The 22,424-nt window shown below is 54.1% G+C and carries 18 protein-coding genes and 1 pseudogene; 8 read left to right on the top strand and 11 right to left on the bottom strand.

What is annotated here, in order from left to right; genetic code table 11:
• The first annotated feature begins 59 nt into the window (after window positions 1–59).
• The 3 genes from metH to P0H77_RS21365 all read left to right on the top strand — a co-directional run bounded on the left by metH (window position 60) and on the right by P0H77_RS21365 (window position 6,020).
• Window positions 60–3,743, top strand: a complete 3,684-nt coding sequence (gene metH, locus P0H77_RS21375; RefSeq protein ID WP_276159168.1) for a methionine synthase — start codon at window positions 60–62, stop codon at window positions 3,741–3,743.
• Window positions 3,744–3,779: 36 nt separating this feature from the next.
• Complete coding sequence (locus P0H77_RS21370) at window positions 3,780–4,235, top strand: hypothetical protein (RefSeq protein ID WP_276159167.1); 456 nt, start codon at window positions 3,780–3,782, stop codon at window positions 4,233–4,235.
• Between the two features lie 153 nt (window positions 4,236–4,388).
• Window positions 4,389–6,020 (top strand): Na/Pi cotransporter family protein, encoded by a 1,632-nt coding sequence (locus P0H77_RS21365; RefSeq protein WP_276159166.1) that lies wholly within the window; start codon window positions 4,389–4,391, stop codon window positions 6,018–6,020.
• Window positions 6,021–6,201: 181 nt separating this feature from the next.
• Here the strand turns inward: P0H77_RS21365 and P0H77_RS21360 are convergent.
• Window positions 6,202–6,291: pseudogene (locus P0H77_RS21360) on the bottom strand (dipeptidase PepE); the annotation flags it as partial.
• Window positions 6,292–6,356: 65 nt separating this feature from the next.
• Entirely contained in the window at window positions 6,357–6,842 is a 486-nt protein-coding gene (locus P0H77_RS21355; protein ID WP_276159165.1) for a GNAT family N-acetyltransferase, read from the bottom strand.
• Window positions 6,843–6,934: 92 nt separating this feature from the next.
• Between P0H77_RS21355 and P0H77_RS21350 the strand changes: the two genes are divergently transcribed.
• The gene (locus P0H77_RS21350) at window positions 6,935–7,867 is read left to right on the top strand and encodes a LysR family transcriptional regulator (RefSeq protein ID WP_276159164.1); all 933 of its coding nucleotides are present in this window, start codon (window positions 6,935–6,937) and stop codon (window positions 7,865–7,867) included.
• A gap of 247 nt (window positions 7,868–8,114) precedes the next feature.
• On the opposite strand, the gene P0H77_RS21345 is transcribed toward P0H77_RS21350, so the two are convergent.
• Window positions 8,115–9,083, bottom strand: coding sequence for a hypothetical protein (locus P0H77_RS21345; RefSeq protein WP_346429453.1), 969 nt, complete (start codon window positions 9,081–9,083; stop codon window positions 8,115–8,117).
• Window positions 9,084–9,477: 394 nt separating this feature from the next.
• Here P0H77_RS21345 and rluF point away from each other — a divergent pair, with 394 nt between their 5' ends.
• Complete coding sequence (rluF, locus tag P0H77_RS21340; RefSeq protein WP_276159162.1) at window positions 9,478–10,353, top strand: 23S rRNA pseudouridine(2604) synthase RluF; 876 nt, start codon at window positions 9,478–9,480, stop codon at window positions 10,351–10,353.
• Here rluF and P0H77_RS21335 read toward each other — a convergent pair.
• From P0H77_RS21335 to panS, 6 genes are all read right to left on the bottom strand, one after another.
• Complete coding sequence (locus P0H77_RS21335) at window positions 10,350–10,622, bottom strand: DUF3811 domain-containing protein (protein ID WP_276159161.1); 273 nt, start codon at window positions 10,620–10,622, stop codon at window positions 10,350–10,352. The genes rluF and P0H77_RS21335 overlap by 4 nt on opposite strands.
• A 62-nt stretch (window positions 10,623–10,684) precedes the next feature.
• A complete protein-coding gene (locus tag P0H77_RS21330; protein WP_276159160.1) occupies window positions 10,685–11,443 on the bottom strand; it encodes a DeoR/GlpR family DNA-binding transcription regulator in 759 nt (252 codons plus the stop codon).
• Window positions 11,444–11,492: 49 nt separating this feature from the next.
• Window positions 11,493–12,293 (bottom strand): Cof-type HAD-IIB family hydrolase, encoded by an 801-nt coding sequence (locus P0H77_RS21325; protein WP_276159159.1) that lies wholly within the window; start codon window positions 12,291–12,293, stop codon window positions 11,493–11,495.
• Window positions 12,294–12,316: 23 nt separating this feature from the next.
• Complete coding sequence (locus P0H77_RS21320; RefSeq protein ID WP_276159158.1) at window positions 12,317–13,156, bottom strand: histidine biosynthesis protein; 840 nt, start codon at window positions 13,154–13,156, stop codon at window positions 12,317–12,319.
• A gap of 28 nt (window positions 13,157–13,184) precedes the next feature.
• Window positions 13,185–14,771, bottom strand: coding sequence for a PTS sugar transporter (locus tag P0H77_RS21315; protein WP_276159157.1), 1,587 nt, complete (start codon window positions 14,769–14,771; stop codon window positions 13,185–13,187).
• A 248-nt stretch (window positions 14,772–15,019) separates the two neighbouring features.
• Window positions 15,020–15,958: a ketopantoate/pantoate/pantothenate transporter PanS gene (gene panS, locus P0H77_RS21310; RefSeq protein WP_276159156.1), complete on the bottom strand. Its 939-nt coding sequence runs from the start codon at window positions 15,956–15,958 to the stop codon at window positions 15,020–15,022.
• Between the two features lie 229 nt (window positions 15,959–16,187).
• On the opposite strand from panS, the gene P0H77_RS21305 reads away from it, so the two are divergent.
• A complete protein-coding gene (locus P0H77_RS21305) occupies window positions 16,188–16,748 on the top strand; it encodes a serine acetyltransferase (RefSeq protein WP_276159155.1) in 561 nt (186 codons plus the stop codon).
• Between the two features lie 60 nt (window positions 16,749–16,808).
• On the opposite strand, the gene rtcR is transcribed toward P0H77_RS21305, so the two are convergent.
• A complete protein-coding gene (gene rtcR, locus P0H77_RS21300) occupies window positions 16,809–18,389 on the bottom strand; it encodes an RNA repair transcriptional activator RtcR (protein ID WP_276159154.1) in 1,581 nt (526 codons plus the stop codon).
• Window positions 18,390–18,873: 484 nt separating this feature from the next.
• Between rtcR and P0H77_RS21295 the strand changes: the two genes are divergently transcribed.
• Both P0H77_RS21295 and P0H77_RS21290 read left to right on the top strand, forming a co-directional pair.
• Window positions 18,874–20,010 (top strand): slipin family protein, encoded by a 1,137-nt coding sequence (locus tag P0H77_RS21295; RefSeq protein ID WP_276159153.1) that lies wholly within the window; start codon window positions 18,874–18,876, stop codon window positions 20,008–20,010.
• Window positions 20,010–20,792 carry a nucleotidyltransferase domain-containing protein gene (locus P0H77_RS21290; RefSeq protein ID WP_276159152.1) on the top strand — a complete coding sequence of 261 codons (783 nt, stop codon included), beginning with the start codon at window positions 20,010–20,012 and terminating at the stop codon, window positions 20,790–20,792. Before P0H77_RS21295 ends, P0H77_RS21290 begins: the two co-directional genes overlap by 1 nt.
• 50 nt (window positions 20,793–20,842) lie before the next feature.
• Here P0H77_RS21290 and lysC read toward each other — a convergent pair whose 3' ends face one another.
• Entirely contained in the window at window positions 20,843–22,204 is a 1,362-nt protein-coding gene (gene lysC / locus P0H77_RS21285; RefSeq protein ID WP_276159151.1) for a lysine-sensitive aspartokinase 3, read from the bottom strand.
• Window positions 22,205–22,424: the final 220 nt, after the last annotated feature.

Raw genomic sequence — 22,424 nt, 5'->3', positions numbered from 1 at the left:
CACCTGCACGCTTTGTGCCAGTATGGCGTGTTACGTTGAGCGTTGTGTCGGGAGTCGGTGTGAGCAGCAAAGTGGAACAACTGCGTGCGCAGTTAAATGAGCGAATTCTGGTTCTGGATGGGGGCATGGGCACCATGATCCAGGGCTATCGTCTGGATGAGCAGGATTTCCGCGGCGAGCGCTTCGCCGACTGGCCGTGCGATCTGAAAGGCAATAACGACCTGCTGGTATTGAGCCAGCCAGAGACTATCGCCGCTATCCACAGTGCCTACTTCGAGGCAGGTGCGGATATCATTGAAACCAACACCTTCAACTCCACGACTATCGCGATGGCGGATTACCAGATGGAATCCCTGTCAGCGGAAATCAATTACGCCGCAGCTAAACTGGCCCGCGCCTGCGCCGACGAATGGACTGCCCGCACGCCGGAAAAACCGCGCTACGTTGCAGGCGTTCTCGGTCCGACTAACCGCACGGCATCAATTTCACCGGACGTCAACGATCCGGCGTACCGTAATATCACCTTTGATCAGCTGGTGGCGGCATACCGTGAATCCACCAACGCGCTGGTGAAAGGCGGCGCGGATTTGATATTAATCGAAACCATCTTCGATACGCTTAACGCCAAAGCCGCGATTTACGCGGTGAAAGAGGAATTTGAGGCGTTGGGTGTGGATCTGCCGATCATGATCTCCGGCACCATCACCGACGCCTCCGGCCGCACGCTCTCCGGCCAGACGACCGAAGCCTTTTATAATGCCCTGCGCCACGCCGACGCGCTCACCTTTGGCCTGAACTGCGCGCTGGGACCGGACGAACTGCGTCAGTACGTGCAGGAACTCTCGCGCATTGCTGAATGCTACGTCACCGCGCACCCGAATGCCGGGCTACCTAACGCCTTTGGTGAATACGATCTTGACGCCGACACCATGGCGACGCAAATCCGTGAATGGGCGGAAGCCGGCTTCCTGAACATCGTTGGCGGCTGCTGCGGCACGACGCCGGAGCATATCGCCGCCATGAGCCGGGCGGTTGAAGGTCTGCCGCCGCGCCGGTTGCCGGATATCCCGGTGGCCTGCCGTCTTTCCGGCCTTGAACCGCTGAACATCGGCGACGATAGCCTGTTCGTCAACGTCGGTGAACGTACTAACGTTACCGGTTCCGCCAAATTCAAACGCCTGATTAAAGAAGAAAAATACAGCGAGGCGCTGGATGTGGCGCGTCAGCAGGTGGAAAGCGGCGCACAGATTATCGATATCAACATGGACGAGGGGATGCTCGATGCCGAGGCGGCAATGGTGCGTTTTCTCAACCTGATTGCCGGTGAGCCAGACATCGCCCGGGTGCCCATCATGATCGACTCCTCGAAATGGGAGGTCATTGAAAAAGGGCTGAAGTGCATTCAGGGCAAAGGCATCGTTAACTCCATCTCAATGAAAGAGGGCGTTGAGCCGTTTATTGAGCATGCCAAAAAGGTGCGCCGCTACGGTGCCGCCGTGGTGGTGATGGCCTTTGATGAAGTCGGCCAGGCGGATACCCGCGAGCGTAAAATCGAGATTTGCCGCCGCGCTTATAAGATCCTGACCGAAGAGGTGGGTTTTCCGCCGGAAGACATTATCTTCGACCCGAATATCTTTGCGGTCGCCACCGGCATTGAAGAGCACAACAACTACGCGCAGGATTTTATCGGTGCCTGCGAAGACATTAAACGCGAACTGCCGCACTCCCTGATCTCCGGTGGCGTCTCCAACGTCTCCTTCTCGTTTCGTGGCAACGACCCGGTGCGCGAAGCCATTCACGCTGTTTTCCTTTATTACGCTATTCGCAACGGCATGGACATGGGCATCGTTAACGCCGGGCAACTGGCGATTTATGACGATCTGCCCGCCGAGCTGCGCGATGCGGTAGAGGATGTGATCCTCAACCGTCGTGACGATGGCACCGAGCGTCTGCTGGATCTGGCAGAAAAATATCGCGGCAGTAAAACCGACGAGGCTGCTAACGCTCAGCAGGCGGAATGGCGCTCCTGGAACGTGAAAAAGCGTCTCGAATACTCGCTGGTCAAAGGTATCACCGAGTTTATCGAGCAGGACACCGAAGAAGCCCGCCAGCAGGCAACGCGGCCGATTGAAGTCATCGAAGGTCCGCTTATGGACGGTATGAACGTGGTCGGCGATCTGTTCGGCGAAGGGAAAATGTTCCTGCCACAGGTGGTGAAATCCGCCCGCGTAATGAAACAGGCGGTAGCGTATCTCGAACCCTATATTGAAGCCAGCAAAGAGAAAGGCTCCAGTAACGGTAAGATGGTAATTGCGACGGTGAAGGGCGACGTGCACGACATCGGCAAAAACATTGTTGGCGTGGTGTTGCAGTGTAATAACTACGAAATTATCGATCTTGGCGTGATGGTTCCGGCGGATAAGATCCTCAAAACTGCGAAAGAGGTCAATGCGGACCTGATTGGCCTTTCCGGGCTGATTACCCCCTCGCTGGATGAAATGGTGAACGTGGCGAAAGAGATGGAGCGTCAGGGCTTTACCATTCCGCTGCTGATTGGCGGTGCGACCACGTCCAAGGCCCACACGGCAGTGAAAATTGAGCAGAACTACAGCGGTCCGACGGTCTATGTACAGAACGCCTCGCGCACTGTCGGCGTGGTGGCGGCATTACTGTCTGCTACCCAACATGATGAGTTCGTCGCCCGCACCCGTAAAGAGTACGACACCGTGCGCATCCAGCACGGCCGCAAGAAACCGCGTACGCCGCCGGTGACGCTGGCGGCGGCGCGTGATAACGATCTGGCATTTGACTGGGCCAGCTACACGCCGCCGGTCGCGCATCGCCTGGGCGTGCAGGACATCACCGCCAGCATTGATACCCTGCGCAACTATATCGACTGGACGCCGTTCTTTATGACCTGGTCGCTGGCAGGGAAATATCCGCGCATCCTTGAAGATGAGGTGGTGGGCGAGGAAGCGCAACGCCTGTTTAACGATGCTAACGCCATGCTCGATCAATTAAGCGCAGAGAAATCACTCAACCCGCGCGGCGTGGTGGGACTCTTCCCGGCCAACCGCGTGGGCGATGATATCGAGATCTACCGCGACGAGACGCGTACACATGTACTGACCGTCAGCCATCATCTGCGCCAGCAGACGGAAAAAGTCGGTTTTGCCAACTACTGCCTGGCCGATTTTGTGGCACCCAAACTGAGCGGCAAGGCGGATTATATCGGAGCCTTCGCCGTCACCGGTGGACTGGAAGAGGACGCTCTGGCCGAGGCTTACGACGCGCAACACGACGATTACAACAAGATTATGGTCAAAGCCATTGCCGATCGTCTGGCGGAAGCCTTCGCTGAATATCTGCACGAGCGGGTGCGTAAAGTGTACTGGGGCTATGCGGCACACGAAAACCTCAGTAATGAGGAGCTGATCCGCGAGAACTATCAGGGGATCCGCCCTGCGCCCGGTTACCCGGCCTGTCCGGAGCACACGGAAAAAGGGACCATCTGGCAATTGCTGGATGTTGAAAAACACACCGGCATGAAGCTCACCGAGTCTTTCGCCATGTGGCCGGGCGCTTCGGTCTCCGGCTGGTATTTCAGCCACCCTGACAGCAAGTATTATGCTGTGGCGCAGATCCAGCGTGACCAGGTTGAAGACTATGCGCGACGTAAGGGCATGAGCGTGGCCGACGTTGAACGCTGGCTGGCACCGAATCTGGGGTACGATGCGGATTAATCATTAACGGATCACCAGCCTGAAAGGAAGCACACGATGCGTTTTAAAAAGGGCATTTATATTTTCTGGGGAATGATGGATCTGCTGGCGCTGGCGAGTTATATCGCGCTGGCGATCCATATGGGCCGGATCCCTTTCATCACTGATATCGTTCATTTTCACGATTCAGCGATCGGCTACGGCGCTGGCGGCGGGTTGGTCATCTGGATGCTGACATTATTTGCGATCGGCTTTGTTCTGAAGATAACGCTGTTTTACTCGGCATGGTCGTTTATCTGTAAAAAAGACATCAACACCCTGTTTTTTATTTTCCAGGAGGCAGGGCGGGTAATTACCTTAACAGGCTCCATTCCCCTCCTGACACTGTTGGTATATTTTGCAGGAGCCGGAAGCGTTGCCGTAAGCGTTATCCTTTTCATCGTCTCTGAAATTCTCAAAATCGCCTCTATCGTGTGGTGTAAAGCGCAGCCAGGCGCCTGCGTGGGGAAATAGCGTCTTACAACTCATCGAAGACGCTTTGAGTCTGTTGTCTCTTTATTACAATTAACCTCTTATACTGTAATAAACGGCGGGCCGCGTAAATGCGGCCGCGTCCGGCGTTTTTGTCCCAGGGAAACCAATAACAATTAAGGAGGCACACCTTCCGTGTTAACGTTGTTACACCTGCTTTCTGCTGTCGCCCTGCTGGTCTGGGGCACCCACATCGTGCGTACCGGTGTGATGCGCGTCTTTGGCGCGAGACTGCGTACCGTCCTCAGCCGCAGCGTTGAGAAAAAACCGCTCGCCTTCAGCGCGGGTATTGGCGTGACTGCGCTGGTGCAAAGCAGTAATGCCACCACCATGCTGGTCACATCGTTTGTGGCGCAGGATCTGGTAGCGCTGACGCCAGCGCTGGTGATTGTGCTGGGCGCTGATGTCGGCACCGCGCTGATGGCGCGTATTCTTACCTTCGATCTCTCCTGGCTATCGCCGCTGCTTATTTTTGTTGGCGTGATTTTCTTCCTCGGACGTAAACAGTCGCGCGCCGGACAACTCGGGCGCGTGGCGATCGGTCTCGGCCTGATTTTACAGGCGCTGGAGCTTATCGTGCAGGCCGTCACGCCGATTACCCAGGCCAACGGCGTGCAGGTTATTTTTGCTTCGCTCACCGGCGATATCATGCTGGATGCGCTGATTGGTGCGGTCTTTGCCATCATCAGTTACTCCAGCCTGGCAGCCGTACTTTTAACGGCTACCCTGACCACGGCAGGCATTATCTCCTTCCCGGTGGCGCTGTGCCTGGTCATTGGCGCAAACCTCGGTTCGGGCCTGCTGGCGATGCTCAACAACAGCGCCGCCAATGCTGCTGCCCGCCGTGTCGCACTGGGAAGCTTGTTATTTAAGCTGGTGGGCAGTCTGATTATCCTGCCTTTCGTGCATATACTGGCGAATGCGATGGGCAATCTGCCGCTGCCGGAAGCCGAAATGGTGATCTACTTCCACGTCTTCTATAACCTGATCCGCTGCCTGGCGATGGTTCCTTTCGCTGGTGTGATGGCACGTTTTTGCGAGCGGGTGATCCGCGACGAACCGGAACTGGATGCGCGCCTGAAGCCGAAGCATCTGGATACCAGCGCGCTGGATACGCCAACGCTGGCGCTGGCTAACGCCGCGCGGGAAACCCTGCGCATAGGCGACGCGATGGAGCAGATGCTGGAGGGGCTGAAGAAGGTGATGCACGGCGAACCACGCCAGGAAAAAGAACTGCGCAAACTCGCCGACGATATCAATGTACTTTACACCGCCATCAAACTCTATCTGGCACGGATGCCGAAAGATGAACTGGCGGAAGAAGAGTCCCGCCGCTGGGCAGAGATTATTGAGATGTCGCTCAACCTTGAACAGGCCTCGGATATCATCGAACGCATGGGTAGTGAAATCGCCGATAAATCACTGGCCGCACGGCGCGCGTTTTCACTGGAAGGCGTAAAAGAGCTGGATGCGCTGTACGATCAGCTGCTCAATAACCTCAAACTGGCGATGACCGTCTTCTTCTCCGGCGACGTCACCAGCGCCCGCCGCCTGCGCCGCAGCAAACACCGTTTCCGCATTCTCAACCGCCGCTACTCGCACGCACACGTTGACCGCCTGCACCAGCAAAACGTGCAGAGCATTGAGACCAGCTCGCTGCATCTGGGCCTGCTGGGCGATATGAAGCGTCTGAACTCGCTGTTTTGTTCGGTGGCTTACGGCGTGCTGGAACAGCCGGACGAGGATGATGAACGGGATGAGTATTGATAAAGAGCTTATCCGGCACCGTTTTTGATTACCCGCCCGGCGGCGCTTCGCTTGCACGGGCCTACGGTTGCCGCCCTGGCTCATTTTGTAGGGCATGTACACGCTACGACCTAAAGTCCGGAAATTGCCACCCCGTAGGCCGGATAAGCGCAGCGCCATCCGGCATTCAACGCACCGATGGTCAAAACCGGTGACCCGCTTCAAGCGCAACTGCCACCTCACTGGCCCTGAACACATAAGTGGTGTTTGGATCACCGGGCACCGCTTGTCCCTCCCTCGCCTTTATGACCCTCCGGCAACGAATACTCCATCCAGCTCTTGCCCGGCAGCGTCGAGTTACTCAGTAATTTCGGCAAATTTCAGCAGGGCTTCACCATCAAGGCGATAGCGGACCCATTCAGTCTGCGGCAATGCACCAATGCTCAGGTAAAAATCAATGGCGGGCTGGTTCCAGTCCAGTACGCTCCATTCAAGGCGACCGCACTGCCGTTTCACTGCGCATTGCGCAATATTTTTCAACAACGCTCTTCCTGCGCCCTGACCGCGATAATCAGGGGAAATGTACAAATCCTCCATATAAATACCGTTACGCCCGAGCCATGTGGAATAGCTGGTGAAGAAAACGGCATAGCCTACGGTTTTACCTTCCATCTCACAAATCAACGCTTCGGTTTTACTGCCTGCACCAAAGAGAGTTTCCCGGATCTCGTCCGGCGTGGTGACCACTTCTTCCGGGGCTTTTTCATACACAGCCAGCTCATAGATCATATCGTAAATTGCCGTTGCATCTTCCGGGCGGGCCTGGCGAATCGTGATACTCATTAGTTTTCCTGTCATTTCTGAATGGTGTCGACATTGATGACGCTAAGCATAAGGGTTATTGTCAGGAGAATTAAGTGCAATGAAATCACCAAATGATGAATATTATGCATCCAGCACTGAGGCGGATTGATTTAAACCTTCTGCCTGTTTTTGACGCGATTTATCGTCACCGTTCCGTTCGCCTGGCTGCGGATGAACTGGCGATGAGCACCTCGGCGCTGAGCCATGCGCTGTCGAGGCTGCGTATCACTCTCAATGACCCGTTATTTTACCGGGAAGGCCACCGTATGTGCCCCAGCGTCTATGCCACACAGCTTGCGCCTTCTATTGCTTCGTCACTGAAATTCCTCAATCAGGAACTGACGCCGCAAACGGAGTTTGAAGCCGCCGGTAGTACGGAGTGTTTACAGATTGCGATAACGGATTTTACCGCGTTTTGTATTTTCCCTGCCCTGATGCACAAACTGCAGCATGAGGCGCCCGGTTTACGCTTTGAGCTACTCTATTTGCCTCACAGCCCGGCACTGACGGAACTGCTGGCGGGCGAAGTGGATCTGGCGCTTGGATTCAGCACGTCGGATGATATCCGGCATCCGGAACTGGACGAGATCGGCTGGTTCGAAGATGAGTATGTCGTCATCAGCAACAGCAACCGAACACAGCTGACGCTGGAGGATTATCTTGCCGAAAGGCATCTTGTTGTGACGCCCTGGAATGAAAAGCGGGGCGTTGTAGATTTACAGCTTGAGCAGATGGGACATACACGACAGATAGCGATCAAAACACCGTCTATGCTCAGCGCGCCGTTCATTGTTGCGGAAAGCGACCTGCTGATGGCGATCCCCCGTTTTGCCGCTGAGAAGCTGATTCCGGCAATAAATATCAAGATTTTCCCATTACCGTTCGCAATACGTTCATTTGAAGTGAAGATTTATTCCCATAAACGCAGTGGTCAGCGAGGCGCGACTAACTGGCTGAAAGCGAAGCTACAAACGCTGGCGAAAGAGGTGAATTCAGGACGGTGAGTGTGCCGGGGTTCGGGAGACTTACAGGAGGTCATTGACCTTTGCGGTAGTAAAAGGGGGCGGGCATAAATGCCCTTTCGGGCATTTATGTTTTGCCTGCAACTATCCTGATATAACTGATTAAAATGTCATGTCGTTACACTGGCATTAATGGAAAAACAGTGCAATCAGAATAATGATTGGAATGGGTACGCCTAAAAAGAACAGTAATAATGAGCGCATTTTTAACCTCTCGTATAATTAAAGATTATAAATCACGTTGACGGCCACCGAAGGTTGCACACAGGCTGGCTACGAAGGCCCCTGCCAGTAAGGAAATGAATGTCCAGAGCATGAGATAGCTCGTGGCTTTGCGTGCGGTATCGGCAGCTTGCTGCGCTTTCTCCTTCGTTTCTTTTAATTTAGCCTGCGCTTTGTCATAGGTGCTCTGTACCCGTTGTTCAGCCTCTTGCTGACTGATACCCGTATTTTGAGCAATCAACTGTGCGACATACTGACGATCTTCCTGGGGTAAGGCGCCGGTGGTAATGCTGTTAGCAAATATACCGGTCACTTCGCCTAACTGGGCAGGGGAAACGGGTTGATGAACTGGAGGTGGCGTTGCAGGCGCAGCGGGATCGGCAGCGTTGTTTGCCGGTGTGGCAGGATTGTTCGCCCTGAACATTGAGTTAACGAAATAATTCATCGACGAACCTTGTGCTTCAGACGATCCGTCCGCCATATTCGCGGCACCAGCCGCCGTGGTTGCCGCTGCTCCCCCGGCGACGGTACCCACGACTTTAGCGCCCCCTCCAATGATGGAACCCACCGTGCTCGTTAATAGCGCAGCAGATATCAGCGCCGCCACAGCCCAGGTCAAAAAACCATGCGCGGTATCGCGGAAATAAACTTCGTCGCGCTGTGTATCGACCCATTTCGTGCGCAGTCGTCCGGATAAATAGCCTCCCATACCCGACGCAACAATTTGGGTAAACGTCAGCCAGGCGATGGCAGCGATACCCACCGTACCGGCGTCAAGCCCGCGACTTTCCCAGGGCGAAACCGACGTAAGACCCAAACCGGTGCCCAGCATCAGCAAAATTAAAGAGAGGGATGCCGCTGCTGCCGCGCCGGCAAAAATGGCCCCCCATGATACCGCACTGCTGCTCGTGGCAGGCAGGGGCAGACGAGTGTCGGGATACGTGTTAATTGGGGCGTGCTCGTGAATGTGAGTCATAGCTGTTGTCCTTTGATTAATCTTTGCGTTCGGAACCAGGAACTGACTGAAGAAACAGGAAACATAGTCACCTTCAACACTAAGGCTCTTCATGAGCCGGATGATGCCATTCATAAAAAGGAGGGCTATAAACGTAAAAAAAGTAAAACCAAATCTCACAATGGAAATTTATTCCATGTACCAAGAATAGTAGATGATTTTTGCTAAAGGGATTTTGAACTTTAAAAATCCGTTACCATTCAAGAGGACGAGTAAGAGTGATTACGAGATGGCATCGAATAGTACCTGCCCCGCCATCGAAAACATCACAAACCGCATTTAACGAACGGAACCTGCACGCGACGGTTTTTCCTCTCCTTCAGGTGCGGTATATTTCGCTTTTACAGGAGAATTTATGCTGCCCGACTCATCCATCCGATTAAATAAATACATTAGTGAAAGCGGCATCTGCTCGCGCCGCGAGGCGGATCGCTTTATCGAACAAGGCAATGTCTTCATCAACGGCAAGCGCGCCACCATCGGCGATCAGGTGAATCCTGGCGATGTGGTCAAGGTTAACGGCCAGTTGATTGAACCGCGCGAAGCTGAAGACCTGGTGTTTATCGCCCTGAACAAGCCAGTGGGCATCGTCAGTACGACGGAAGACAGCGAGCGCGATAACATCGTCGATTTCGTTAACCACAGCAAACGCGTATTCCCGATTGGCCGTCTGGATAAAGACTCTCAGGGGCTGATTTTCCTCACCAACCACGGCGATCTGGTGAACAAAATACTGCGCGCCGGTAACGATCACGAAAAAGAGTATCTGGTGACGGTAGATAAGCCGGTTACCGACGAGTTTATTCGTGGAATGGGCGCGGGCGTACCGATCCTCGGCACGGTGACGAAGAAGTGTAAGGTAAAAAAAGAAGCGCCGTTTGTGTTCCGTATTACGCTGATTCAGGGGCTGAACCGCCAGATTCGCCGCATGTGCGAACACTTTGGCTATGAAGTGACGAAGCTTGAGCGCACGCGCATTATGAATGTCGGCCTGTCAGGCTTGCCGCTGGGTGAATGGCGCGATCTGACCGATGATGAGTTGATCACCCTGTTCAAATTGATTGAGAACTCATCTTCAGAAGCGAAACCGAAGGCAAAAGCGAAGCCGAAAACGGCGGGCATCAAGCGCCCGGTGGTGAAGATCGAAAAATCCGCTGAGAAAGAGAAAGCGCGCCCGGCGGCAAACGGTAAACGCTTTACCGGGCCGGGACGCAAGAAGAAGGGGCGTTAACGTCTGCCGCGTGTCGGCGTATTTGCCGACCAGGAAAACGATGCTTCCGTATCGGGTTTATAAGCCTGCTTTTTCTTCGCCTGGCGGGCTTTTTTCGCTTCTGCTTCTCGCTGCACCATTAACTTATCGATGTACTCTTTCTTCACGCTGTTGGTCTCTGCGTTGGTCAGCAGGCGACCGTGCGCAATACGGGCGCGATCGAGCAGCGTTTTCAGTTCGCGCTGTTCACGCTCAGTCATCTCTTTTTGGGTAATGCGGGGGAGTGCCATGGGGGTGCCCTCATTCAGCTGGAGAGTCCAGTGTACGGCAATACAGAAAGGGCGGATAGCATTTACTCCGCCAGTCGCACCTTCCCGGTAAAATCCTGCTGAGTATAACCCGTTGTTTTAAAGCCTTTATCCGTGATGATGTTATCAATCTCTTTTAAGGTCGCGATGCACATCACCCCGTCCTGGCCAAATTTGGTATGGTCGGCGAGGATCACCGATTTTTTACTCATGGTGATCATCGCTTTAGCAACGTACGCTTCGTCAAAACTTTTCACCAGTACGCCATGTTGGGGGGAAATGCCGCCAGCGCCGATGAAACAAATATCGGCATGGATAGCGTTTATTTGCTGGCAAACCGAAACGCCAAGGTTAGCGCGAAAATGGTAATCATATTCGCCGCCTAATACATAAACACGAGCCTGAAGGTTGTGTTCTTTTATTTTATCGGCGATTAAGGCGGAATTGGTAATCACTGAAAAAGCAATCGGCGGCAGGTATTCAGCGAGAATAAGATTGGTGGTGCAGGAATCAATAAACAGGGTATCCCGCTCGCTGACCATGCTGGCGGCTAATTGAGCAATCGCCATTTTTTCTTCACGGTGGGCATCAATGCGGGCGCTGAAAGCATCTTCCTGAACGACCTGCTTTTTAACCGCGCCGCCGTGGATTTTGGTAATTTGGCCTTCGGTCTCCAGCAGGGAAAGATCGCGGCGAATGGTCTCTGACGTGACGTTTAGCGTTTCCGATAATTTAACAACGGTGACTTCACCGAATTTGTTTACTTCATCAAGAATATGTTTTCTTCTTTTTATCGGGTTCATTAGGGTTCGCCAGCGTCATGCTTTGCCGCATGGTAACTGGATGCGCAGGTCAACGCAACCACTCCAGCGCCCGGACGATACCCTCGTCATCATTGCTGCTGGTAACGTAGCTGGCCTGCTGTTTGACTGAATTTGGCGCGTTGCCCATCGCGATGCCGATGTCGGCTACGGCAAACATACTGACGTCGTTTTGCTGATCGCCAATCGCCACAACCTGCGGCGCAGGGAGTGACAGTTGGCGGATAAGCTGGCTGACCGCATAGCCTTTGTTTATTTCCACTCGTTGAATATCAATATAATTTCCGCCGGTGATGGTGGCATTAAAACCAGACGGAAGATGGTTATTAATATCAGTGTTGAGCCGTTTTATTTTGGACTGCTCCGCCACAACGGTAATTTTATAAATATCCGGGCGATTAAAAATAATGCCAGACGCAGCGGGGATCAGTGGAAGCATAAATAATTCGGCCTCATAGGTCGTCCATGGCGCAACGGGCCGATCGTAGCGGTGGTAAATCGCTTCCGCGCTAAAGAAATGGTGCGCATAGCGGGAAAGGGAAATATGTCGGTCGATATCCCGCAAATCCATGCGGGAGAGCGCGGCCGAATGCGTAATACGTTGCTGCGCCATCTCCAGGATCTGCCCGCCGTTGAATCCGGCGCACCCGCTAAACAGCGCGTCAACCTTTTGCTGTTGTAACAGGCGCACCATTGAAGAGACCGGCCTGGCGGAACAGGCGGCAAGCTGACCGCCGCGCTGGTGAAATTCCACCAGCGCCTGACGCGTACGCGGACTAATTATCTTCTGCGACGTCAGTAAGGTTCCGTCCAGATCGGTGACCAGCAACATATTTTCCATCCCTGAAAGATGAATTAATGGGTGATAAACGGCGTAATCGCCTGTTTAGCGGCGTTGCAAACCATATTGTCGATGGCCGTGCCGACCACCAGAATATTGACGCCGGTATCTTTAAACGCTTTGGCATTGGCGACGTTAATGCCCCCTTCCGCCAGTGTCGGCACGCTTACCGCGCCCACCAGCGCCTTAAGGCGATCTTTAATGGTCTGGGGAATATCACCCGCCGCCACGCCTTCATAGCTCATGCCGGTCATCAGGCCGATCATATCGACGCCAATGTCTTCCATCCGTTTCGCCACGCTGGCCACTTCTTCCGGCGTGCGTGCCGCAATACCGAAGGTGTGCAGGTCGTCCGGATGACCGATATAAGCATCAACGGTCAGACCGTACTGGTGGGCAAGATCCACAATATCCTGCAAATCGTCCCAGTCGGATTTATGGGTGTGTAATCCGTCGGCTCCGGCACGGGCAATTTCCAGGATCTCCATTTCGCTAAGCGGGACGGGCAGGGTTTCAGTAAAACCACCTGCAATGCCGACGGTAATGAAGATATCGTCGGGCACTACATTGCGCACGCCCTGTACCGCTTCGGCCATCTGACCGTTGGTAATTTCATGGCGGATTTGTTCTGCCGCGTGCATGTTGCTGACGCCTTTATGACCGCGCGCCAGCGCCAGGGCCGGATGGTTCGGCTCCAGCAGCTTAACGCCTGCTTCGCAGACCGCCTTCGCCAGGCGAGCATCGTCGCCGGTGATCCCCGTACTGAGGATGGTTTGCCCGCCGTGCAGCGCGATGGCATCTTTCACTTTCTGTAACGCTTTGGCGCGTTTTTTATTCATATCGCCTTTAAACATGGTGTACCTCTGGTGTTGGTGCATGAACTTAGTGAGTTGCCGTAACGGATTCGTTCTGTACGACAGCCTTAAAACGGTTGGCAATAATGGTGGTGATACAGGTCAGCACCATGATGGTGAACATCACAATCGCCATCTGTAGCGCATTGCTGGACAGGAACGGTGAGGCGAACGCAGGAACATACGCCACGCCTTTGACGTTAAAGAAACCCAGCATCATGCCGCCGAGACCCGCCCAGACGATGGCGGAGCCGAAGACGATTTTATTGGCGAACATGAACGGGTAAGCGGATTCAACAAAGGTGCCGAAGCCGAGGTTGATGAGCAGGCCGGGCGTGGCGACCGCCGCTTCGCTTTTTTCACGCGGCGCAATGACGTTGGCAAGGTTAATCCCGGCAGCGACCATCACCAGGCCGACCATATCCACCGCGCCGAGGAAGCTGACGCCGGATTTTTCCATCTCCAGCAGTACCAGCGGCAGGATCACCGCGTGATAGACACCGCCGAGAATGGCGGGCCAGATAACCAGTCCTGCCAGCAATCCCGCCAGCACCGGGCTGAACGCCAGCGTGCTTTCGATTGCCAGTTTGATGTAATTACCCGCGCCCAGCGCCAGCGGACTCAGCAGATAGTGCATGATCAACCCGGCGGCAAGGCCCGAGATCCCGCCTGCCACGATGTTGACGGTGGTCATCGGGAAGCGCCAGTTGAGGCACAGTTCAAACAGCCAGCGGACAAAAATACCGGCCAGCAGACCGCCGACGATCCCGCCGATCAGACCTCCTTCAACGGAGAGCACCCCGGCGACGACCCCGGAAACAATCGAGACTTCATCCAGCTCGGAAATCTGTTTTGCCGCAAGCACGGCGACGAGAACCGGCAGGCCTTTCAGCAGGATTTCAAAGATATCGTTAAGTTTTTCCAGCCCCGGAATGTGGCTCAGAGCGAGCACAATCGCCATGGCAATAAAGCCCGGCAGGGCAGGGATCATTATGCTGCGGATATTAAAGCGCTTTAGCAGGCTTTTACCGGAACCGCCCTGTGAAGGAGACGCGCTGCCCAACTGCGGTTTGTATTTGATGCCCCAGTGCTTACACAGGGAAGCGACAAAAGACACCGCACGGGTACGGCTGGTGGTGCCGGTTGTTCCTGACGTTGCAACGACATTCGCGCCTTTTGCTGCTACCAGCGCCATGGAGGTGCCGCCAGTGCCGACAATCGGCGTTTTCATCGCAACGGCGGCGGCAAAAACCGCCTGGTTGGCACTCACCGGATCGGCGCTCATCACCACGATCCCGTCGATCTCGCCGTTGCGGATCATGTCAGCGATCCGCCGATCGCTTTCTATTACCGAGGCGTTCACTTCCGAGAGCTTGCCCTGAAAGATACGCTGTGGTTTTAGTTGGTTTTCTGTGGTTAATGCAAAAACGGACGCCGGCGTCGTGGGTTTTGCGACGTCCATCGATGCTTCCGCCGCGATAAACTGCACGGCGGCGACATTAACGCCTGCAGCTTCACACTGCTGGTAAATTTCCTGGAGCAGCTTTTCTGGCTCTGCGCCACCCAGGTTGTAGAGGTTGCCTCCACTGCTTCCAATAATCGCAATTTTTTTCATAGCGGCCTCGAAGATAGGGTAAGGGTTTTATCTGTGTTGTAGTGAAATCATAATCCCAATTAAAACAAAATAAATCAACATTAATAAAATGCTTTAAACGAATGTCATAGAATGCTTAATAATTTAATTAATTGTATTTAAAGGTTTATTTTGATTATTTGTTTTGTGTGGTATTTTGTGGTTTTGTGACGAAGTTCAAAAGAAAAACGGCAAAAAAAGGGAGGGGAAGCCCCTCCGTTGTGGCAGGATTAGCGTTGCCTTACCGTTTTATGTTTTTCATTAATCGTCTTCCCCGACCAGTAGCCAGCCAGCAGCGAACCGGAAAGATTGTGCCAGACGGAGAACAGCGCACCAGGAAGGGCGGCCAGCGGCGAGAAATAGATTTTACCGAGCGCGGCAGCAAGACCGGAGTTCTGCATCCCGACCTCTATCGCCAGCGTCCGGCAGGTGGATTCATCGAAGCCGAACAGCTTGCCGCCCCAGTATCCGCCAAGCAGACCAATAGCGTTATGCAGGATCACCGCGACAATAACGACCAGCCCAACCGAGGCAATATGGCTGGCGCTACCGGCAACCACGGCGCTAATAATTGCCAGGATGCAGACCATCGAGAAGGCAGGCAGATAGGGCTCTACCGCCCGCACCACGCGCGGGAACAGGTGGTGGACAATCAGACCGAGCGCGATAGGGATCACCACAATCTGCAGAATACTGACCAGCATGCCCATTACATCGACCTGAATATGCGCATCCACATACAGGCGGGTCAGCAGCGGCGTGGCCACCACGCCGACCAGCGTCGACACCGAGGAAATCGTAACGGACAGCGCCACGTCACCTTTTGCCAGATAAATCATCACGTTCGATGCTGTACCGCTGGCGACGCTACCCACCAGCACCATCCCGGCAGACAGATCCGGTGGCATCTTAAACAGCATTGCCAGCAGCCAGGCGGCCAGCGGCATCACCAGATAGTGCAAAAAAATGCCCGCCGCGACGGGCGCAGGGCGTGACAGCACCCGTTTAAAATCGGCGATGTTCAGGTGCACACCCATGCCAAACATAATCAGCATCAGCAACGTACTGACCCATGGGCCGATGGGAACGAACGTCGCGGGCGTGTAATACGCGACAACGGAGAGCAGCAGTGCCCACAGCGGGAACAGCCGGGTCAGTATAGAAAGCATTTTGTTTTCCTCAGGGACGTTGTATTGTGTTTTGTTATAAAAAAGCCGGGATCGAGCCCGGCCATAGGTATTGTTTATCGTGTGGGGAGATTTTATTCAAACAAATTATGATGAAGAGGTTTCATGACCATGGAGTACAGTCCACTGATTACCGTCCGTGCTTTGCACTTGAGGCTAAGATCATCCACAATAAGTTAAACGTCGCGCCACGGGAAAAGGTCAAAAGACGATGCTCCACATTATTATGTTTTTATTATCGAAAAAAAGTACGGACTTGAAAAAATTCTGGCGCGAAGAAATTACTACGAAAAATAAACTCAGTTTTTTTCGCCTCTGGCTTGCCCATAAAAACCGGAATCGCCATTTTTTATTATGGTGGCGTCTTGCCAGCCAAATGTATCTTCATGGCAACAAACAACAGCGACGCGTGGCAAAAAAAATAAACTGGTCACTACAGTGCCGGTATGCCTCTGACGTGGCATTAAAAGCTACTATCGGCCTTAATCCTAAGTTTGTTCATCTGACTGGCGTGGTGATATCAGGGAAATCGATTATTGGCGATAATGCGCTTATCTATCAAAACGTAACGATTGGTTTGAGAAAAGAGGACGATCCGGCGGCGGCAACCATTGGCAATAATGTGAATATTGGCGCGGGTGCATGTATTCTTGGGAATGTGCATATTGGTAATAATGTGAATATCGGTGCAATGTCACTGGTATTATCTGATATACCCGATGCATCTACTTATTTCTGTAAAACAGAACCGCAGATCGTTACCCGGCGTTAAAAAGTAAGATAAGCCGGCAATATACCGGCTATAAGCAGAATTATACCTGTGCTAACGTATTCACACTTCCCGTACGCTTTCCCAGCTCAATCCAAAGCGCGCCAGATACTTACGCAGACGATCGGCATCATTTGGATTGCTTTTCTTCTGCCGCGAGACAGCGAACAGCATCCGTCCTGCCTCCGAGAGCGAATGGCACTGCCGACAAACGCGGATCACCGTTTCCAGCTGGCTTTGCTCAAACAGATCAATCTCTTCGTTTATTGCCGGAAGGGAGATCTGTGATGAAGGCTGCCAGTGTTGTTTCAGACGTTGGATCTCTTCTTCAACCAGGTCCAGGGTGATCCGCCCCTGTTCGGCAAGCGTCGCCATACGGGCGACGGACGATCCCAGCTCGCGGAAATTCCCCCGCCAGGCGGCCTGCGGCGATCGGGCGAAACCAAGATAATGTTCGCGGGCCTCTTTATCAAAGCGGACCTGCATCTGACGGTTAGCTGCGAAACGTTGCAGTTCATACTCAACGTTGGGCGCAATATCTTCCCGCCGCTCCGCCAGACCGGGCAGGGTAAAGGTCCACATATTAATACGGGAATAAAGATCTTCCCGAAAGCGACCCTCAGCCACCCACACCTGCAAATCGCGATGGGTCCCGGCGATAAGCTGGAAGTCGCTATGAACCTCTTTATCTGAGCCGAACGGGTAAAAGGTTTTCTCCTCTATCGCTTTCAGCAGCATGGCTTGTTCATCAAGGCCCAGCTCCGCAATCTCATCCAGAAACAGCACGCCGCCGTCGGCTTCGCGCAGCAGGCCCGTTCGCGGCTGGAGCGCGCCGGTAAATGCGCCTTTTACATGACCAAACAGCGTCGACATGGCGTTATCGCCCCGCAGCGTGGCACAGTTGACGGCAACCAGCTTGCCCGCGACCAGATGGCGCGACTGGCGTAGCTGGTAAATTCGTTTAGCGAGGAAAGATTTACCGGCACCCGTTGGCCCGGTAAGCAATATCGGCGCATCAGAACGTAAGGCCACCCGCTCAATCTGATCTATCATCCGGTTGAACGTTACATTGCGGGTCTCAATCCCGTTTTTCAGGAACGAGACAGATTGCTGTTGTTCGCGCTGAAAACGGCTGGTCAGGGTGGCGTAACGACTAAGATCGAGATCGATAATTGAATATGTTCCTGCCGCGCGATTATCGTCCTCGCGATTTTTAAGCGGTCCGGTTTGCAGCAGGCTGGCGGGAAGATAGCGCGCTTCCGTCAGCAGGAACCAGCAAATCTGCGCGACGTGCGTGCCGGTAGTAATATGCACCAGATACTCTTCGTTCTCGGTATCAAAAGGGTAATGGCTGGCAAAATCGAGGAACGCTGCGTAGACCTCTTCAAAATCCCACGGATCGTCAATAGCGACGGTATGCGTGCGCACCTCAGTTTGCGGGGAGACTTTCTGGATATCTTCCCGGAGCTGTTCCGTCATTCCCCGGTCTTTGGGCTGGTAAAGTAATTCCAGACGATCGACAGGCAGATCGGGCTGCTGGCACAGTCCCACCGTTGGCCGCCATTTCACCCAGCGATTAGCCCGTTTACCGCGTTTATCCAGCACCGTACCAATGACGCCGATTACAACCCGCCGCTTTTTCATTCTTATCCTTAAAGATAAATAGCACTTTTAAAAGATAAATTAAGCATAGCACCTGAATTCAGCTACTTAAATCCTGAAAAAATAAAATACATAAATATCAATATATTAAAAATTTTATTCAACAAAATCGCATTCTGGCACGCTTCTGGCAAAAGTCTCTCTGTCAGCACGCCGGGATACGCAGGGGTTATCGCCCCGCCGGCGCTTCGGGAACGGCACGGGCCATTATCCAGGGAGCGTTCCGCCAGCGAAAAGACATTTGCGAAAAGTCGGTTAACTCGGGTTCGATTCCCGAATTCGCCTCATCAGGTGAACACTGGTTGTTTACAGAAGTCGTACCCGGCAGTCCGCAGTCAGGATTGCCTCAGGTTGAGGCCGGTAATGATGCCGGGTCGTCGGCAAAATCGTCAGGTAACGGATGGCGATCCCCCGTCGGCTTCGCAGCTGCACCCTCCTCAGCATTGATAAACGCAGGGAGTATAAAATGAATAAAAAAATGAAAATTCGTAACGGTCAGTTAGGGCTACTGGCAAAAGAGGGTGATTACTATCAGATTCTGGAAGCGGGCGAGCACCGCATGCCGTGGTTTACTACCCCGGACGTAACGCTGATTGCGCGTGATGGCAGCGAGGTTCCGGCTGATTTAGCAGACACGCTGCGGCGTTTCCACCCGGAGTGGGTGGACAAATATTGCCTGGTCGCAGATACCACGGAGAACGAAGCCGCCGCGCTCTATTCGCACGGCGTGCTGCTGGAGATCATCCCGCCCGCCTCCCGCCGTCTGTTCTGGCAGGATAGCGAGAACCTGCGGCTGGTCAGAATGGATACTTGCGACGTTCACGTCCCGGCGGAAATTATGCAGGCGGTTTTACAGCCTCGTGCTCGCGATAAAGCAGTCAAAGGACGCGACATTATCCTGACGGTCAACGTGCCCGCGTGGCATGCCGGCGTATTAAAAATCGACGGAGAAACCCAGGCGTTACTGCCGCCGGGCCTGACCGCGTACTGGAAGGTGAACCATCTGGTAGAAGCGGAAATCGTCGATTTGCGTCTTCAGGTACTGGAAGTCGCTGGTCAGGAAATTTTAACGCGGGATAAAGTGAATTTGCGGCTCAACCTGGCGGCGAACTGGAACTATAGCGATGTTTTGCAGGCGTTTAGCCAGTTAACGAAGCCGGTGGATCATCTCTACCGGGAATTACAATTCGCGCTGCGCGAAGCGGTAGGCACCCGCACGCTGGATGAGCTGCTGGAAAATAAGCAGATTATTGATGATGTGGTGAGCGCGCAGGTGGCGGAGCGCATGGCGTCCTTTGGGATGACCGTGGCCTCGCTGGGCGTGAAAGATATTGTGCTGCCGGGCGACATGAAAACCATTCTGACGAAGCTGGTTGAGGCGGAGAAATCGGCCCAGGCCAATGTTATCCGTCGACGGGAAGAGACGGCGGCGACCCGTTCGCTGTTGAACACGGCTAAAGTGATGGAAAGCAACCCGGTGGCGCTGCGTCTGAAGGAGCTGGAAACGCTGGAGCGTGTGGCAGAACGCATCGATAAAATCTCGGTCTTCGGCGGCCTCGATCAGGTGCTGCACGGCCTGGTGAATATAAAAGGAGAAGCCTGATGAACGGCGTCAATGAGGCAATGCAAGCCCGCGTAAGGCGGGTGCTGAGTGAAGTTGAGCAAAAATACGCGGTAAAAGTGCTTTATGCCTGTGAATCGGGCAGCCGCGGCTGGGGATTCGCCTCCCCGGACAGCGACTACGATGTGCGATTTTTGTATGTGCATGCGCCCGAGTGGTATCTGCGCGTGGAGGCTGCGCGCGATGTAATCGAACTGCCGATAGATGATGAACTGGACGTCTGCGGCTGGGAATGGCGTAAAGCGCTTGGCCTGTTGAAAAATGCCAACCCAACGCTTATCGAGTGGCTGGACTCGCCTGTCGTTTATCAGCAGGACGAGATGGCGGTATCGGTACTCAAATCGCTGGTCCCACAATGGTTCTCACCGCTACGTGCGCGCTGGCACTATTTCTCCATGGCGCGGAAAAACTTCCGCGGCTACTTGCAGGGGAATGAGGTACGGCTAAAAAAATACTTCTACGTGCTGCGTCCGCTGCTGGCGGTTCGCTGGGTGGAAGCAGGGAAGGGCGTGCCGCCAATGCGTTTTGCTGAACTGCTGGCGGGAAGCGATCTGGACGCTGCATTACGTCAGGAGATTGATGAACTGGTGGAGCGTAAACAGCGCGCCGGAGAAGCCGAATATGGCCCGCGCCGCCCGCGACTGCATGCGTTCATTCACGCGGAACTGGTTCGGGGAGAGATCCCGCCTGTGCTACCGGATAGCCAGGAAGGCGATGTCGGAGAGCTGGACCGATTGTTGTATCAGACGGTAATGCAGAGGTGATCCGGCAAAGAATATAGCCCGGTCCACGCAAGTTGACCGGGCTATCAGGCTTACTCAAACAAATTGTAATGCAGCTTCTGCACCACCTGTTCGGCTTCCGCGCCTGGCACCAGGAAGCACAGGTTGTGGCTGGATGCGCCGTAGCAAATCATACGGATGTTGAACGGTTCCAGCACGCCAAATACCTCTTTACCGACGCCGCAGGCTTTAGACAGATCGTTGCCAATCAGTGCCACCAGCGCGAGGTTTTCTTCTACTTCCACACGGCACAGTGACGAGAGTTCCGTCAGCAACGCCTGGGTCAGCAGCGTATCGCCAGTCGAGGTGGAGCCGGTAGTATCCAGGGTTAGCGCGACGCTGACTTCTGAGGTGGTGATCAAATCCACCGAAATATTATGCCGCGCCAGGATGCCAAACAGCTCGGCGAGGAAACCGTGTGAATGCAGCATATTCAGGCTGTGCAGCGTTAACAGCGTCTGTTTACGTCTCAGCGCCAGGGCGCGGAACAGCGGCGGGTTTTGCGTCTGATTGCAGACCAGCGTGCCGCCGGCTTTGGGATCTTTGCTGGAGCCAACAAAGACCGGAATGTCGCTGCGTACGGCGGGTAGCAGCGTCGCCGGATGCAACACTTTTGCGCCGAAAGTCGCCATTTCAGCCGCTTCTTCAAAGGCAATCTCATCAATACGTCTCGCGGCGGGGACCACGCGTGGATCGGTGGTGTAGATGCCCGGCACGTCGGTCCAGATATCGACGCGCGTCGCATGCAGCGCTTCACCCAGCAGGGCGGCGGTATAGTCGCTGCCGCCGCGGCCAAGGGTGGTAGTGCGGCCTTTGGTTTCGCTGCCGATAAATCCCTGGGTGATGGTTAACCCTTCCCCGAGACGTGGAACCAGCAGCTGCGCGGTTAGCTCAGCCAGCGTTACGACGTCCGGCTCGGCACGACCGAAACGATCGTCAGTGCGCATCACTTTACGCACATCAAACCACTGCGCCTGAACGCGGCGCTCGCGAAGGATTTCAACAAACAACAGGGTGGACATCAGTTCGCCGTGACTGACCAGTTCGTCAGTGAGCGCCGGTGAGGTCGCCAGCGATGCCGCCTCCGCCAGAATGGTAATATTCTCCAGCAGGCGCTCGATCTCTTCGCGAATAATGTTCGGGTGCGTCAGACGTTCAAGGATATCAAACTGAATTTTGCGCAGGGCATCAAGTTTAACGAAGCGTTCCCCGGCCTCCAGCCCTTCTGCCAGAGACACCAGCAGATTGGTCACGCCCGCAGAGGCGGAAAGCACGACCAGACGAACGCTGGGATCGGCAAGTACCACATCCGCACTATGGTTCATGGCGTCAAAATTAGCCACGCTGGTGCCGCCAAATTTGGCGACAACGAGCGGGGAAACAGCAGTAGTCATAACAACCTCGCGTCAGGGAATGAAAAAGCGACCTTGGCACAAGGGCAGAACGATCACCGGTCCATGTGCAAATACCTTATTCATAAATAAAAGCTGCGCCGGATGATGTCAACGCCGGGGTTATGCGGATTTTTCATGCAGGACGATGCATCAGAAAAATCGCTTATAAAGGCTATACTTTCCCTGTCTTTTTAACCGTTCTTGCCCCTGAGCCTGGGCA

The organism is Superficieibacter sp. HKU1 (assembly GCF_029319185.1).
Taxonomy (GTDB): Bacteria; Pseudomonadota; Gammaproteobacteria; order Enterobacterales; family Enterobacteriaceae; genus Superficieibacter.
The sequence above is the reverse complement of the archived record's forward strand: the minus strand, read 5'-3'. Positions and strand labels throughout refer to the sequence as shown.

Bases quoted from the DNA above. Each gene is read 5' to 3' on its own strand.
- P0H77_RS21345 (WP_346429453.1), bottom strand. From the start codon at position 9,083: ATGACTCACATTCACGAGCACGCCCCAATTAACACGTATCCCGACACT.
- P0H77_RS21355 (WP_276159165.1), bottom strand. From the start codon at position 6,842: ATGAGTATCACGATTCGCCAGGCCCGCCCGGAAGATGCAACGGCAATT.
- P0H77_RS21335 (WP_276159161.1), bottom strand. From the start codon at position 10,622: ATGGCACTCCCCCGCATTACCCAAAAAGAGATGACTGAGCGTGAACAG.
- P0H77_RS21295 (WP_276159153.1), top strand. From the start codon at position 18,874: ATGAATAAAAAAATGAAAATTCGTAACGGTCAGTTAGGGCTACTGGCA.
- lysC (WP_276159151.1), bottom strand. From the start codon at position 22,204: ATGACTACTGCTGTTTCCCCGCTCGTTGTCGCCAAATTTGGCGGCACC.
- P0H77_RS21350 (WP_276159164.1), top strand. From the start codon at position 6,935: ATGATGAATATTATGCATCCAGCACTGAGGCGGATTGATTTAAACCTT.
- P0H77_RS21315 (WP_276159157.1), bottom strand. From the start codon at position 14,771: ATGAAAAAAATTGCGATTATTGGAAGCAGTGGAGGCAACCTCTACAAC.
- P0H77_RS21320 (WP_276159158.1), bottom strand. From the start codon at position 13,156: ATGTTTAAAGGCGATATGAATAAAAAACGCGCCAAAGCGTTACAGAAA.
- panS (WP_276159156.1), bottom strand. From the start codon at position 15,958: ATGCTTTCTATACTGACCCGGCTGTTCCCGCTGTGGGCACTGCTGCTC.
- P0H77_RS21305 (WP_276159155.1), top strand. From the start codon at position 16,188: ATGCTCCACATTATTATGTTTTTATTATCGAAAAAAAGTACGGACTTG.
- rluF (WP_276159162.1), top strand. From the start codon at position 9,478: ATGCTGCCCGACTCATCCATCCGATTAAATAAATACATTAGTGAAAGC.
- P0H77_RS21330 (WP_276159160.1), bottom strand. From the start codon at position 11,443: ATGAACCCGATAAAAAGAAGAAAACATATTCTTGATGAAGTAAACAAA.
- rtcR (WP_276159154.1), bottom strand. From the start codon at position 18,389: ATGAAAAAGCGGCGGGTTGTAATCGGCGTCATTGGTACGGTGCTGGAT.
- P0H77_RS21325 (WP_276159159.1), bottom strand. From the start codon at position 12,293: ATGTTGCTGGTCACCGATCTGGACGGAACCTTACTGACGTCGCAGAAG.
- P0H77_RS21290 (WP_276159152.1), top strand. From the start codon at position 20,010: ATGAACGGCGTCAATGAGGCAATGCAAGCCCGCGTAAGGCGGGTGCTG.
- P0H77_RS21370 (WP_276159167.1), top strand. From the start codon at position 3,780: ATGCGTTTTAAAAAGGGCATTTATATTTTCTGGGGAATGATGGATCTG.